Annotated in this window: 11 protein-coding genes; 6 read left to right on the top strand and 5 right to left on the bottom strand. The window is 72.1% G+C overall.

From position 1 onward, the window contains the following. Positions 1 to 40: 40 nt before the first annotated feature. The 4 genes from ACYVK5_RS02065 to ACYVK5_RS02050 all read right to left on the bottom strand — a co-directional run bounded on the left by ACYVK5_RS02065 (position 41) and on the right by ACYVK5_RS02050 (position 4,884). A complete protein-coding gene (locus ACYVK5_RS02065; RefSeq protein ID WP_460701624.1) occupies positions 41 to 769 on the bottom strand; it encodes a hypothetical protein in 729 nt (242 codons plus the stop codon). 113 nt (positions 770 to 882) lie between these two features. Further along, positions 883 to 2,727 carry a septum formation family protein gene (locus ACYVK5_RS02060; protein ID WP_460701623.1) on the bottom strand — a complete coding sequence of 615 codons (1,845 nt, stop codon included), beginning with the start codon at positions 2,725 to 2,727 and terminating at the stop codon, positions 883 to 885. Between the two features lie 129 nt (positions 2,728 to 2,856). Beyond that, positions 2,857 to 3,675, bottom strand: coding sequence for an exodeoxyribonuclease III (locus ACYVK5_RS02055; RefSeq protein WP_460701622.1), 819 nt, complete (start codon positions 3,673 to 3,675; stop codon positions 2,857 to 2,859). A 150-nt stretch (positions 3,676 to 3,825) separates the two neighbouring features. After that, the gene (locus ACYVK5_RS02050) at positions 3,826 to 4,884 is read right to left on the bottom strand and encodes a helix-turn-helix domain-containing protein (RefSeq protein WP_460701621.1); all 1,059 of its coding nucleotides are present in this window, start codon (positions 4,882 to 4,884) and stop codon (positions 3,826 to 3,828) included. A gap of 71 nt (positions 4,885 to 4,955) precedes the next feature. Between ACYVK5_RS02050 and ACYVK5_RS02045 the strand changes: the two genes are divergently transcribed. The 3 genes from ACYVK5_RS02045 to pyrE all read left to right on the top strand — a co-directional run bounded on the left by ACYVK5_RS02045 (position 4,956) and on the right by pyrE (position 7,099). Beyond that, a complete protein-coding gene (locus ACYVK5_RS02045) occupies positions 4,956 to 5,402 on the top strand; it encodes a rhodanese-like domain-containing protein (protein ID WP_460701620.1) in 447 nt (148 codons plus the stop codon). 228 nt (positions 5,403 to 5,630) lie between these two features. Continuing rightward, entirely contained in the window at positions 5,631 to 6,398 is a 768-nt protein-coding gene (locus ACYVK5_RS02040; RefSeq protein ID WP_460701619.1) for an SDR family NAD(P)-dependent oxidoreductase, read from the top strand. A 125-nt stretch (positions 6,399 to 6,523) separates the two neighbouring features. After that, positions 6,524 to 7,099, top strand: coding sequence for an orotate phosphoribosyltransferase (gene pyrE, locus ACYVK5_RS02035; RefSeq protein WP_460701618.1), 576 nt, complete (start codon positions 6,524 to 6,526; stop codon positions 7,097 to 7,099). 97 nt (positions 7,100 to 7,196) lie between these two features. Here pyrE and clpB read toward each other — a convergent pair whose 3' ends face one another. Further along, the gene (clpB, locus tag ACYVK5_RS02030; RefSeq protein ID WP_460701617.1) at positions 7,197 to 9,815 is read right to left on the bottom strand and encodes an ATP-dependent chaperone ClpB; all 2,619 of its coding nucleotides are present in this window, start codon (positions 9,813 to 9,815) and stop codon (positions 7,197 to 7,199) included. 239 nt (positions 9,816 to 10,054) lie between these two features. Between clpB and ACYVK5_RS02025 the strand changes: the two genes are divergently transcribed. The 3 genes from ACYVK5_RS02025 to ACYVK5_RS02015 all read left to right on the top strand — a co-directional run bounded on the left by ACYVK5_RS02025 (position 10,055) and on the right by ACYVK5_RS02015 (position 13,272). Beyond that, on the top strand, positions 10,055 to 11,059 hold the full coding sequence (locus ACYVK5_RS02025) for an LppM family (lipo)protein (RefSeq protein WP_460701616.1): 1,005 nt from the start codon (positions 10,055 to 10,057) through the stop codon (positions 11,057 to 11,059). Positions 11,060 to 11,190: 131 nt separating this feature from the next. After that, positions 11,191 to 12,111, top strand: a complete 921-nt coding sequence (locus tag ACYVK5_RS02020; RefSeq protein WP_460701615.1) for an LppM family (lipo)protein — start codon at positions 11,191 to 11,193, stop codon at positions 12,109 to 12,111. Positions 12,112 to 12,336: 225 nt separating this feature from the next. Next, positions 12,337 to 13,272 carry an alpha/beta hydrolase gene (locus ACYVK5_RS02015; protein ID WP_460701614.1) on the top strand — a complete coding sequence of 312 codons (936 nt, stop codon included), beginning with the start codon at positions 12,337 to 12,339 and terminating at the stop codon, positions 13,270 to 13,272. Positions 13,273 to 13,274: the final 2 nt, after the last annotated feature.

Below are 13,274 nucleotides of genomic sequence, written 5' to 3'. Positions count from 1 at the left end.
CCGCCGACCGGACTCGCGGCCGTCGAGGCGGTCGAGGCGGTCAGATCTTCTCGAAGCCCATCCCGGGGAGGTCGATGTCCCCGCCCTGCTCGAAGATGGGCTGCCCCTTCTCCAGCGGGATCGTCAGGCGGGCGACCTCGACGAGCCGGGACGACAGCTGACCGAGGTTCTCCGCGCTGGTGCGGCCCGACGTCCAGAGCATGACCGACGGGCCGTCCACGCGGATCCGGGTCGTCTGGTAGTCGGGCAGCATGAGTATCGACATGAAGCGCGGGTCGAGCACGCGGCGCGCGAAGCCGTCGTCGGAGGCGCGGACCCGCCAGGCGTCGTCGAAGGCGGGATTGCCCACCTGCACGTCCTGTCCGCCGAACGCCTTCTGCAGCTTGTCCCTCCAGCCCTCGGGCGTGAGTTCGAGGCGCGGCTCCGACGGCTCCTCGTCGAGCACGATGACATGGGCGTACCGCTTCCGGGAGAACCTGGACTCGGGGGTGCCCGTCTGCCAGGTGTGGGTGAACGAGATCATGCGGTGGCCCGAGACCTCGCCGTACAGCACGTCCGTGGCCGGCTGCGGCACACCCTGCAGGAACGGTCCGCCCTGCCAGCGGCCGGCCAGATCGGGGTCGGACGCGGCGTCCGGGCGCTCCCACCCGTTCATGTCCGCCCACTCGGCGATGTCCTTCACGCGACGGCGATCGCGCAACGGCCGGGTGGCCAGGATGCCGACGGCGAGCACCACGGCCACGGCCAGGAATAGGACAAAAGGCTCCATGGCGTAAATGTATCGTCAAGCGAGGCCCATGTCCTCACCTGCGGCAATATCAGTGCAGGTCGTTCACCTGCGCGGCTACCAGCTGTGGGCCCTCGACAAGCGTCCCCACCGGATCAGCTCAGCAGGCTCTCCGTGAGAGCCGTGTTGCTGACCGCGACGCACAGTCCGGTCCGGTCGCCGTCGTCCCAGGACGACTCGCTGGGCGCCCAGACCACGTAGCGGAGCCGCTTCGCCTGGTCGCTCTCGCGGGCCTCGGCGCTGAGCTGCTCGGCGCCGCAGACCTGGGCGACCTTCTGTCCGGCGGCGCCGTCGCCGGGCCACGTCGCATCCTCGCCGAAGTCGGTGCGGCCCACCACCTGGGCCTCGTGCGGCGAGTCGCACGGGACCGCGCGGACCGAGTTCACCGCTCCGTCCAGCGGGATCTTGTCGATGCACGATCCGAGCACGAGCTGCACGGAGTTGACCTCCCTGGCCTGGGCGACGTCTGCCGTGATCGGCTCCCAGCCCCGGTCGTTCATCGCGTTCCCGATCGCCGTGAGGACGACGGCGATCACCGCGAGGCCCACGATCGCCGCGCCGGCCAGGCCGAGGTTCCTCCGACGGCGCTTCTGGGCGGCGGCGATCTCGGCCGGGTCCCACCCCGCGTACGACGTCTCGGACGCGTAGTCCTGGGACTGGTCCCGGGTCGGGGGAAACTGCGCCTGCTGCGCGAACGCGCCGGGCCCAGGCGGCGTACCGGTACCGGTGGGCGAGAACGACGGCTGGACTGGCGCGTGCTGCGCGGGAGCCGGCTGGTGCGGGGCGGCCTGCTGCGGGGGAGGTGGCGGCGGTGCCTGCTGGGCGGGCGGTGCGGATGCGGGCGGCGGGGACGGCGGGGCTTGCTGCGCTGGGGGAGGTGGCGGCGCCTGCTCGGCGGGTGGCGTCGATGCGGGTGGCGTCGATGCAGGCGGTGTCGATGCAGGCGGTGTCGGCCCGACGGCGGGCGTGGGTCCGCTCGGCGATGCGAACACCGGTTCGTCGGTGGGTGCCGGGGGGACGGGAGGAGCCGGGTGGGCGGTGCTGAGTGCGGTCGGCGCGGGCCGGTCAGCGGGTGTGGCCGGATCTGCCTCTGACGTCGGCTCTGGCGTCGGGATCGGCTCGGGGGTCGGGATCGGCTCGGGGGTCGGGATCGGCTCGGGCGTCGGCGTCGGCTCGGGCGTCGGTGTCGTTTCCGGCGTCGGAGTCGGCTCCGGTTCCGGCGTCGGCTCGGGGGTCGGCGTGGGCTCCGGCTCCCCTCCCGAAGAGGCTGCCACGGCGGGCACCGCCGGAGGGGCGGCGTCGTCGCCGACGTCCTGCGCCTCGGACTGCTCGGCTCCGGCCTCGCTCTCGTCCCCGTGTGCTGTGGCGACAGCGCCTTGGTTGTCCGGCTCAGCGGCCTGGCCCGTCGGATCGGCCCGATTATCGGCAGACTCCTCGTCGCCGGCGGGGTCACCGAGTGCGCTGCCCTCGGCTGCCGCAGGGTCAGCAGCGGCACCAGCGGCCGGGAGGACGTCGCCAGCCTGACCGTCGCCGGGCTCGGTCACGCCGTCGGTGCCTGCGTCCCGTATGGGATCGGCCTCACCATCGGTGGCGATCTCGTCCACGGCATTCGGATCGCCCGCTCCGTCACGACTGTCCAGGTCTTCCTCGCCGATCCGGTCGGGCTCGTCGCTCCGGTCGGGCTCGTCGCTCTGGCTGCTCCGGTCGGCGGCGTCGTCCTCATGGTCCCGGTCGGCGGCCACGACTTCACCGTCCTGATCGGCGGCCGCGGCGGTCCCACCATTCCCATCAGCCGCGGCGGTCACACCAGCCCCATCCGTATGGTCCACGACGGCAGGCTCTGCACGTCTCACCGGTTTCGCGGCCGATGTCGACTCGACCGGTTCGTTGACCTCTTCGTTGACCTCTTCGTTGACCTCGGGCTGGTCGGGCGACGTCATGGGGGCCAACCTATCGATTTCATCCACGATCGGGTGAATCCGCTGGTGGCTCGCGTCACATCACACCAGATCTCCCCACGCTCGCCGCAGGGCTGTCGGAGCCCATCGAGGCGACGTGTCGTCGCCAGGTCAGTCGGCGAGCTCCACGACCACCGGCACATGGTCGCTGGCGCCCTTGCCCTTGCGTTCCTCCCGGTCGATCCGCACGTCTCGCACCCGCTCCGCCACGGCCGCCGTCGTCCAGGCGAAGTCGATGCGCAGTCCTTGATTGCGGGGGAATGCGAGGCGCTGGTAGTCCCAGTAGGTGTAGGTGTGCTCGGCCGGTACGTGCTCGCGCGTGACCTCGGTGTAGCCCGCGTCCGCGAAGGCGCCGAACGCGGCGCGTTCCAGCGCGGACACGTGGGTCTTCCCGGCGAAGTCGGCGACGTCGTACACGTCCGTGTCCAGCGGAATCACATTCCAGTCGCCCAGGAGTGCCACCTGCGCCTCCGGATCGTGCGCCCAGCCGCGCGCCGCATCCTGCAGCCGCTCCAGCCAGGCGAGCTTGTACTGGTAGTGCGGATCGTCGAGCGCGCGACCGTGCGGTACGTACAGGCTCCAGACGCGCATCCCGCCGCAGGTAGCGCCGATGGCGCGGGCCTCGACGGGAGGTTCCACGTCGAGCATGCCGCCGTCCACGTCCGGCTTCCGGAACCCGGGCTGACCGGGAAACGACGTCGCGACGTCGTCCAGCCCGACCCGGGAGGCGATCGCGACACCGTTCCACTGGTTCCAGCCCGTGCATGCCACCTCGTACCCGGCGTCCGCGAACGCATCGAGCGGGAACTGCTCGGCGCGGCACTTGGTCTCCTGGATCGCCAGGACGTCGAGGTCCCAGCGCTCGAGGACGGCGAGCGTGCGGTCGACCCGCGCGCGAAGGCTGTTGACGTTCCAGGTGGCGATCCGCACGACGGCCAGGCTACGCGTTCACCCTCGCACCCTGGCGGAACGCCGTCCGCCCCGGCACCCGGTCCGGCCGGTGACTTCTATCTGCCCCCCCGCGTCGCCGCACGCGCGGTGAATCGGGTGGCCCCGGCAGGTCCGGCGTCCGTCCCGGGTCTACCCGTGGAACGCCCTCCGGTAGGAGGCCGGGCTCGTACCCATCGCGCGGGTGAAGTGGTGGCGGAACGTCACCGGGCTGCCGAACCCCGCCAGCGACGCCGTCCGCGTCACCGACTCCCCGGCCTCCAGCAGCGCGAGGCTCGCCTGGACCCGCTGAGTGACGAGCCAGCGGATCGGGGAGGTGCCCGTACGGCGCACGAAGTGCCGCGCGAACGTGCGGGGGGCCATATGGGCACGACGAGCAAGCGCCTCCACGGTGATCGGCTCCGCCAGATGGTCGAGGGCCCAGGTGAGCGCATCGCCGACGTCGTCCCGCTCCTCGACGGGCAGCACCGGCGCCTCGATGAACTGCGCCTGGCCGCCCTCGCGGTGCGGCGGAACGACGAGGCGGCGGGCGACCATGTTCGCGACCGCCGGGCCGTGGTCGGTCCGCACCACGTGCAGGCACACGTCGAGACCGGCCGCACTGCCCGCGCTCGTCATGACGTCGCCGTGGTCCACGTACAGCACGTCGGGGCGGACCGAGACCGCCGGGAACCGCTCGGCGAGGAGGCTCGCGTACTGCCAGTGGGTGGTCGCCTCGCGGTCGTCCAGCAGGCCGGCCGCCGCGAGGGCGAACGCGCCCGAGCAGATCGAGACCACCCGCGCCCCGCGGGCGTGCGCGGCACGGAGCGCCTGCACGACGTCGTCCCCGGGGCCGGTCCGCGGGTCGACGACGGCGGGGACGATCACGGTGTCCGCGCCGGCGAGCACGTCGAGACCGTGCTCGGCCGACAGGGTGAATCCGCCGGTCATACGCAGCGGGGTACCCGGCCGGTCGCTGCACACGTCCAACGCGTACCAAGGGCCCTCGATCTCCGGCCGCGGCAGCCCGAACACCTCGACCACGGAACTCAGCTCGAACGGCGCCATGCCCTCGGTGACCAGCGCGGCGATGCGGTGCGGACGGGACGGAGCGGCGACGTCGACAGGACCGACCACGACAGGAGCCGCCGCGCCAGGACCGACCACATCAGGAGCAAGCACGCCAGCGGCACCCCCGTCAGGAACAGACATGGCAGGATCTTAGCGATCCCGGTCGTTCCTGCCTCTCCCGCCCACGGCCGTCCCGCGGCGAGGATCGAGCCATGACGATCACCCCGGACATCACCACCTACGACACCACGGCCGCCGTCGCGTACTTCGGTACCCGGCTCGCCTTCGAGACCGACGTCGCCGACGTTCACGCCGCACTCGCCGGCAAGCAGACCGACTTCACGCTCGTCGACGTCCGCACCACCGACGCATGGGACGCCGGCCACCTTCCCGGCGCCATCCACCTGCCGGGCGGCAAGGTCCGCCTGCGCGCCGAACGGGCCATCCCTCGCGACAAGCCCGTCGTCGTGTACTGCTGGGGCCCCGGCTGCAACGGCGCGACCAAGGCCGCCCACGAGCTCGCCAAGCAGGGCTACGAGGCCAGGGAGATGCTCGGCGGCTTCGAGTACTGGGTGCGCGAGGGCTTCGCCTACGACACGCCCTCCGGCCCGGTCCAGCCGGCCCCGGACCCCCTGGCCGCCCCGCCGCACACGGACTGAGAACCGCCCGGCCACCATAGGGACGCCGCCTCCCACCAGCAGATCGGCCACATCGGCACAGGTTCGGCAGTTACGGTCGCGCTCGGCCGGACACTACTCACGTGTGACGACATCGAGATCGATACCCGGTGGGAGCGGCTCCGTGGGCACCACCGGCGCCTTGTCGGAACCCGCACGTATGACCGCGCCCGGTGACCGCCGTCGGCCAATACCCCTACGCTGCGCCCCATGGGTACCGCACTGATCACCGGAGCGTCCGCCGGGCTGGGACTGGAGTTCGCGTGGCAGCTCGCCGCGGCGCAGCACGACCTGGTAATGGTGGCGCGGAACGAGGAACGACTGAACGAGGTCGCGGAGAACATCCGCACCGTCACCGGCGTACAGGTCGAGGTCCTGCCGGCCGACCTGTCCGTGCCCGACGACGTGGAACGCGTCGCCGACCGCCTGGCCGCGACAGGCGCCGCCGGCGGCCCTCCCGCCGTCGGGCTACTGGTCAACAACGCCGGGTTCGCAACCCCGGGCAACTTCGTCCGCGGGCGCGCGACCAGCGAGATGCGCGGCATCGACGTCATGATCCGCGCCCTGGTACGCCTCAGCCACGCCGCCGTCCAGCAGATGGTGCCGCGCGGACGGGGCGCGATCCTCAACGTCGCCTCCGTCGCCGCCCTCACCGCCGGCGGCACCTACGCGGCCGCGAAGGCCTACGTACGGTCGTTCACCGAAGGCCTCGCCGTCGACCTCAAGGGCACCGGCGTCACCGCCACGGTCCTCTGCCCCGGCTTCACGCACACCGAGTTCCACGAGCGCGCCGGCATCCCCGAGACCGCCGTCCCGAGCTGGGCCTGGCTGGACGCTCCGCCCGTGGTCCGGCAGGCGCTCGCGGACGTGCGTCGTGGCGTCGTGATCTCCACGCCGTCCGTCCGCTACAAGGTGGCCTCGGCACTGCTGCGGGCCGCGCCGCGCTGGGCGGTCCGGGCGGTGGGCAAGGTCCGCTGACGCGCGCCCCGGCGGGCGGTCGGCAACACGGTCGGCACCTTCGTGAGTGATCGGCAATCGGAACTGCCGATCACTCACGAAAGGACCGACCACACCGGCGCGACACCGCCACGTACGCTTGCTCCGTGAGCGCTGACTTCTCCCCCACACCCCGCGAGCAGCTGATCGAACTCGTCAAGGAGCTCGCCGTCGTGCACGGTCGCGTGACGCTGAGCTCCGGCCGCGAGGCGGACTACTACGTCGACCTGCGCCGGGTCTCGCTGCACCACCGCGCCGCACCGCTGATCGGGCACGTGCTGCTGGACCACCTGGAGGAGGCGGGACTCGGCACGGCCGAGGTGGACGCCGTGGGTGGCCTGACGATGGGTGCGGACCCGATCGCCGCGGCCCTGCTGCACGCGGCGGCGTCACGTGGGCAGGACCTCGACGCGTTCGTGATCCGCAAGGAGGCCAAGTCGCACGGCACCGGCAGGCGCGTCGAGGGCCCAGGCATCGCGGGGCGCAGGGTCGTCGTCGTCGATGACACGACCACGACCGGCGGCTCCCTGCTCGAGGCCATCGAGGCAGTGCGGGCCGAGGGGGCCGAGGTCGCCGGCGTGGCCACGCTCGTCGACCGCGACACGGGTGCCAAGGAGAAGATCGAGGCGCTCGGGCTGGAGTACCACTTCCCGATCGGCCTGAAGGACCTGGGGCTGGCGTAGTCGGCTGGCTGTCGGGTGGTCGGTCCTTTGTCGGATGATCGGCCGCTCGGGCGGCCGATCATCCGACAAAGGACCGACCACCCGACAGGGACCGGCCTCAGGCCGGGACCGGTGTCGTTGTGAGGGTGAGGCCGGTCGCGCCCTCGGTGCGGTCGACGGCGACGGTGTCGCCGTCCGTGACCTCGCCCGCCAGCAGGCGCTTGGCCAGCCGGTCACCGATCTCACGCTGCACCAGCCGGCGCAGCGGCCGCGCCCCGTAGGCGGGGTCGTAGCCTTCCAGCGCCAGCCACTCGCGGGCGGCCGCAGTGACCTCGAGCGTGATCCGCCGGTCGGCGAGCCGCTTCGTCAGTGCCTCGACCTGTAGGTCCACGATGTGACCGAGCTCGTCGAGGGTGAGCGCGTCGAAGATCACGACGTCGTCGAGCCGGTTGAGGAACTCCGGCTTGAACGCGGCGCGGACCGCCGTCATGACGGAGTCTCGCTTCTCCGGCTCGTCGAGCGTCGGGTCCACGAGGAACTGCGAGCCGAGGTTCGACGTCAGCACCAGGATCGCCGACCGGAAGTCCACGGTGCGGCCCTGGCCGTCGGTGAGGCGCCCGTCGTCGAGCACCTGGAGCAGGATGTCGAAGACCTCGGGGTGGGCCTTCTCCACCTCGTCCAGGAGCACGACGGAGTAGGGACGACGCCGGACCGCCTCGGTGAGCTGACCGCCTTCCTCGTACCCGACGTACCCCGGGGGCGCACCGACGAGCCGCGCGACCGAGTGCTTCTCGCCGTACTCCGACATGTCGATGCGCACCATGGCGCGCTCGTCGTCGAACAGGAAGTCCGCGAGCGACTTGGCGAGCTCGGTCTTGCCCACGCCGGTCGGCCCGAGGAAGAGGAACGAGCCGGTGGGCCGGTCCGGATCGGCGACGCCCGCCCGGGAGCGGCGGACGGCGTCGGAGACCGCGGCGACCGCCGACCGCTGGCCGATCAGACGCCTCCCGAGCACCTCCTCCATGTGCAGCAGCTTCTCCTGTTCGCCCTGGAGGAGGCGGCCGGCGGGGATGCCCGTCCACGCGGAGACCACCTCGGCGATCTCGTCCGCGGACACCTTGTCCGCGACGAGCGGCGCCTCGGCGTGGGCGGCCTCCTCGGCGCCCTCCGACTCCTCGGCGGCCTCGGCCTCCGCGATCTGCCGCTCGACGACCGGCATCTCGCCGAACCGCAGGCGGCCGGCGTCCTCGTAGCGGCCCTCGCGCTCGGCGCGATCCGCGTCGGTGCGCAGCTGGTCCAGCCGGGCCCGCAGGTCACCGACGAGGTTCCGGCCCGATTTCTCCGCCTCCCAGCGCGCGGTGAGGGACGCGAGCGCCTCGCGCTTGTCGGCGAGGTCGGCGCGCAGCTTGTCGAGGCGTTCGCGGGAGGCGGCGTCCTCGGACTCCGACAGCACGACCTCCTCCATCTCGAGCCGGGTCACGGCGCGCTGCAGCTCGTCGATCTCGACGGGCGAGGAGTCGAGCTCCATGCGCAGCCGCGAGGCGGCCTCGTCGACCAGGTCGATCGCCTTGTCGGGGAGCTGGCGGCCGGTGATGTACCGGTCGGAGAGCGCCGCGGCGGCCACGAGCGCGCTGTCGGCGATGGTCACCTTGTGGTGCGCCTCGTAGCGTTCCTTGAGGCCACGCAGGATCGCGACGGTGTCCTCGACCGACGGCTCGCCGACGAACACCTGCTGGAACCGCCGCTCCAGGGCAGGGTCCTTCTCGACGTGCTCGCGGTACTCGTCGAGGGTGGTGGCTCCGACCATCCGGAGCTCGCCGCGGGCGAGCATGGGCTTGAGCATGTTGCTCGCGTCCAAGGCGCCCTCGCCGCCCGCTCCGGCGCCGACGACCGTGTGCAGCTCGTCGATGAAGGTCACGACCTCGCCGTCGGACGCGGTGATCTCCTCGAGGACGGCCTTGAGCCGTTCCTCGAACTCGCCGCGGTACTTCGCGCCGGCGACCATGCCGGCGAGGTCCAGGGCGACGATGCGCTTGCCCTTGAGGGATTCGGGCACGTCGCCGTCGACGACGCGCTGCGCCAGTCCTTCGACGACGGCGGTCTTGCCGACGCCGGGCTCACCGATCAGCACGGGGTTGTTCTTGGTGCGGCGGCTGAGGACCTGCACGACGCGCCGGATCTCGGAGTCGCGGCCGATCACCGGGTCGAGGGCGCCGTCACGGGCGCGCTGGGTGAGGTCGGTGCCGTACTGCTCCAGCGCCTTGTAGGTGCCCTCGGGGTTGGGGCTGGTGACGCGGCCGGAGCCGCGGACGGCGGGCAGTGCGGCACGCAGGGCGTCCGCGCCCGCTCCGGCGTCGGACAGGATCTGCGCGGCCGGCGAGCGGCCGGCGGCGACGCCGATGAGCAGGTGCTCGGTGGAGACGTATTCGTCGCCGAGCGCCTGGGCCTCCTTGCCGGCGAGGTCGAGGACGCCTCCCATGGCGCGGCTCGCGCCCGGCTGGGCCGTGCTCTCGCCGCTCACCTGCGGCAGTGCGACGAGGGCGGCGCGCACCCGCTGCCCGACGGCGGCCGTGTCCGCCCCGACGGCTTCGAGCAGGCCGACGGCGACGCCGCCCCGCTGCGCCAGGAGCGCCGCGAGCAGGTGGACCGGTTCGAGCTGGGGATTGCCCGCGGCGGACGCCGATTGCAGGGCGTCGCCGATCGCTTCCTGCGACCTCGTCGTGAACTTCGTCTCCATGGGTCCTCCGTCCGCCGTTCGCTTGTCTGCTGCCGTCGACCGGCCCGCTGCGGTCCGCGATCCGACCGCGTCCGATCCAACTATCTCAAAGTTGAGTCTATTCCGCTCAACCTTAGACCGCCTCTACGGCACCACCACTCCAGAGGACCTACGGCAGGCCGGGTGAACTTTAGTCACAATCCGGAGACAAGCCCCGATATCGACTCTTGGCGCCATTGATGTCATGCAGACTTCGGCCCGTGAACTACGCACTGCGGACCGCCATCGGCGCCACCACCATCGCGGCAACCCTTGCCCTGACCGGATGCGTCAAGCTCGACGCCGATGTCTCGCTCAGCGGCGACGACACCTTCTCGGGCGATGTCGTCATCGCCTTCTCCGACGAGGTCCTCGAGCAGATGGACATGTCCCCCGAGGAGTTCCTCGAGGGGATGATGTCCGACAGCTCGGTCGACGTCTCCGAGTACGAGACGGAGCCCTACGCGGAGGGCGGCTACTCGGGAATGACCGCCACCTTCGAGGACGCTCCGCTCGACCAGCTCGAGGACACCATCGACCTGACGATCGACCGCGAGGGGGACGAGTTCGTCGTCCACGGCGAGCCCGTCGCGGAAGACGACTTCGAGGACTCGGCGGACTCGGGGATGCCGGAGCTCGACGCCATGCTCGCCGCGATGCGCCACGAGGTCTCCATCACCTTCCCCGGACCCGTCGCCTACGCCGACGGCGAGGTGGAGGGCACCACGGTCAGCTGGGAATCCACCGGCGGCGAGCCGCTGACCATCGAGGCCCGCGCCAGCGCCCTGACGCAGGAAGAACTCGACGAGATCGCGCGCGCCGAGGCGGAGGCCCAGGCCGCCGCCGAGCGCCAGGCGCTGATCCGGAACATCACCATCGGCGTGGGGGTCGCCCTTGGCGCGGCCGTCCTCGTGGCCCTCGGCATCTTCTTCGGGAGGCGCGCGGGCCGCAAGAACCCGGCGGGCGCCTCGACGGCCACGACCGAGACCACCGCGGCCGAGACCACCGCGGCCGAGACCACCGCGGCCGAGACCACCGCGGCCGAGACCACCGCGGCCGAGACCACCGCGGCTGAGACCACTGCGACCGCGGCCACCGCGGACGACGCGGCCCCCGGGGACGGCTCCGGCGACTCGGCCGACGCGACCAACCGCGATGCGACCGGCCGAGACGGGGCGACGGCCGACGCCGGTACGGCGAGCAGCACGCCGTCCTCCTCGGACTGACCCGCGCGACCTCCAGGCACCGTCGCATCGCACGGGCACGCCGGTATCGCGATCCGATGCCGGCGCGCCCGTGCGGCTTCTTCCGACCGCGGGTCTTGGGCGGTGCGCCGTCCTGCGGCACACTGGCCCGCGTGACTCGTCGCCCGAGAACCGCACGCCGCCTCGCCGCGGCGACCGCCGTCGTGCTCGCGCTCGTGCTCTCCGGGTGCGTCCGCATGGGCCTGGAGCTGGAGCTCGCGCCCGACGACGTCGCCCGGCCCAGCCTCGTCCTCGCCGTCGAGGACCGGGTCCTGGACAACACCGGACAGTCCGCCGAGGACTTCATCGACGCGATCGTCCGGGGCAACGACCCCGCCGATGCCGCGGTCCGGGTCGAGGACTGGTCCGCGGACGGCTACACCGGCGAGCGCTACGTGTACGGCGAGGTCAACACCAGCCAGGTCGGCGCGGCCACGAGTCTTCCGGTGAACGTCGTCCGTGAGGGCGGCGAGTACGTGGTGACGGGCACGCTCGACCTCACGGCCGAGGGGCTGGGGCTGGGCGGCCAGGCATCGCTCGACGACGTGGACTTCGCCGTCGACATCTCGTTCCCCGGTCCGGTCACCGAGTCGAACGGCACGATCAGCGGCAACAGCGTGCACTGGGACCCACCGCTCGGCGCGCCGTACGAGATCCACGCCCGCGGCTCCGCCGTCGACCCGGCGGAGCCGTCCCCGACGCCGGACGCCACCGGAACGGAACCGGACGCCACGCCGGCGTCCGGCGTCCCCGACTGGCTCGTCGCTCTGATCGGCATCGGCGGCCTGGTGATCCTGCTGCTCCTGGCGATCGTCGTCTGGCAGGCGCTGCGCGTCCGGACCCGGGACGACGCCGACCTGCCAGGCGGCCCGTATCAGCAGCAGGCGTATCCACAACAGGGCTACCCACAACCGGGCTACCCTCCGCAGGACTACGCCCAGCCGGGATCTCCGCCGCCGGGACAGGCCTACCCCCAGCAGGACGTCGCTCCGACCACGCCGAACCGCCCGCCCAGCATCCCGCCACGCGGCTGACCGGGGGCGGCCATCACAGGAAGCTGACCGGGGGCGGCCATCACAAGAAGGCAGCCCCACGACCCCTGCGCGCGCAGACCGGCATGCGGTTGGCGACGCAAGCACGAGGTTGCCGCGCATCGCCCGAGAAGGAGGGGCGGTAACCTCATGGTTGCGCCGCCAACCTCATGGACGGCGTGAGTACGATCGCCGCAACCCTCATCCCTGTCGCAACGGAGCCGCCCGATGAGTTCTTGGTCCCCCGACGTCCTCGGCAGTGGCTTCGAGGCGCGATCGCTGGCCGTACCCGATGACGACCGCCCGGCGACGCTCGTCCGGCACGCGGCGTCGACCGGGGCGGACACGGCCAGGCCCGCCATCCTGTACGTGCACGGCTTCGTCGACTACTTCTTCCAGACCCATGTCGCGGAGCACCTGGCCGCTGCCGGCTACCCGTTCTATGCCGTCGACCTGCGGGGATACGGGCGTTCGTTGCGTGAGGGCGACGACCCGACGCACGTCCCCCTGGTGCACGAGCACGCGGCCGACCTGGACGCCGCCGCACAGGCCCTCCGCGCGGCGGGGCACGACAGGATCGTGGTCCTGGGGCACTCCACCGGTGGCCTCATCGCCTCGTTGTGGGCGGCCGCGCGGCCGGGCGCCGTCGTCGGCCTCGTGCTCAACTCGCCGTGGTTCGACCTGAACAGCGGCTGGTTCGACCGCGTGGTCACCACGCAGCTGCTGCGGGGGATCGGTGTCGCCGCGCCGCGGGCCCGGGTCAGCGCGCTGGGCGCCGGCTACGCGACCGACATGCACCGCGACCACGACGGCGAGTGGGCCTTCGACCTGCGGTGGAAGCCCGACACGGAGTTCCCGGTCCGGGCGGGGTGGCTCAACTCGGTGCGCCGCGCCCACGCGCGCCTGGCCCGCGGCCTGTCGCTGGACGTGCCGGTGCTGGTGACGACGTCGGACGCGACGTCCCCCGGCCGCACGCGCGAGGAGAACACCACCACCGACTCCGTGCTCGACGTGAAGCACATGTGGGACCGCGCGCCGAGGCTGGGCGACGACGTCCAGGTCGAGATCATCCCCGGCGGCGCCCACGACCTCGCCCTGTCGCCCGCCCCGGCGCGCGAGCAGTACCTCAAGACGATCACCGACTGGCTCGACGAGCGGTTCTGACG

The organism is Myceligenerans halotolerans (assembly GCF_054782975.1).
This window is presented reverse-complemented; position numbering and strand designations above follow the sequence as displayed.

What these genes read in the sequence shown, in the direction of transcription:
- ACYVK5_RS02065 (WP_460701624.1), bottom strand. Translation starts at nt 769, where the DNA reads ATGGAGCCTTTTGTCCTATTCCTGGCCGTGGCCGTGGTGCTCGCCGTC.
- ACYVK5_RS02060 (WP_460701623.1), bottom strand. Translation starts at nt 2,727, where the DNA reads ATGACGTCGCCCGACCAGCCCGAGGTCAACGAAGAGGTCAACGAAGAG.
- ACYVK5_RS02050 (WP_460701621.1), bottom strand. Translation starts at nt 4,884, where the DNA reads ATGTCTGTTCCTGACGGGGGTGCCGCTGGCGTGCTTGCTCCTGATGTG.
- ACYVK5_RS02045 (WP_460701620.1), top strand. Translation starts at nt 4,956, where the DNA reads ATGACGATCACCCCGGACATCACCACCTACGACACCACGGCCGCCGTC.
- ACYVK5_RS02040 (WP_460701619.1), top strand. Translation starts at nt 5,631, where the DNA reads ATGGGTACCGCACTGATCACCGGAGCGTCCGCCGGGCTGGGACTGGAG.
- clpB (WP_460701617.1), bottom strand. Translation starts at nt 9,815, where the DNA reads ATGGAGACGAAGTTCACGACGAGGTCGCAGGAAGCGATCGGCGACGCC.
- ACYVK5_RS02015 (WP_460701614.1), top strand. Translation starts at nt 12,337, where the DNA reads ATGAGTTCTTGGTCCCCCGACGTCCTCGGCAGTGGCTTCGAGGCGCGA.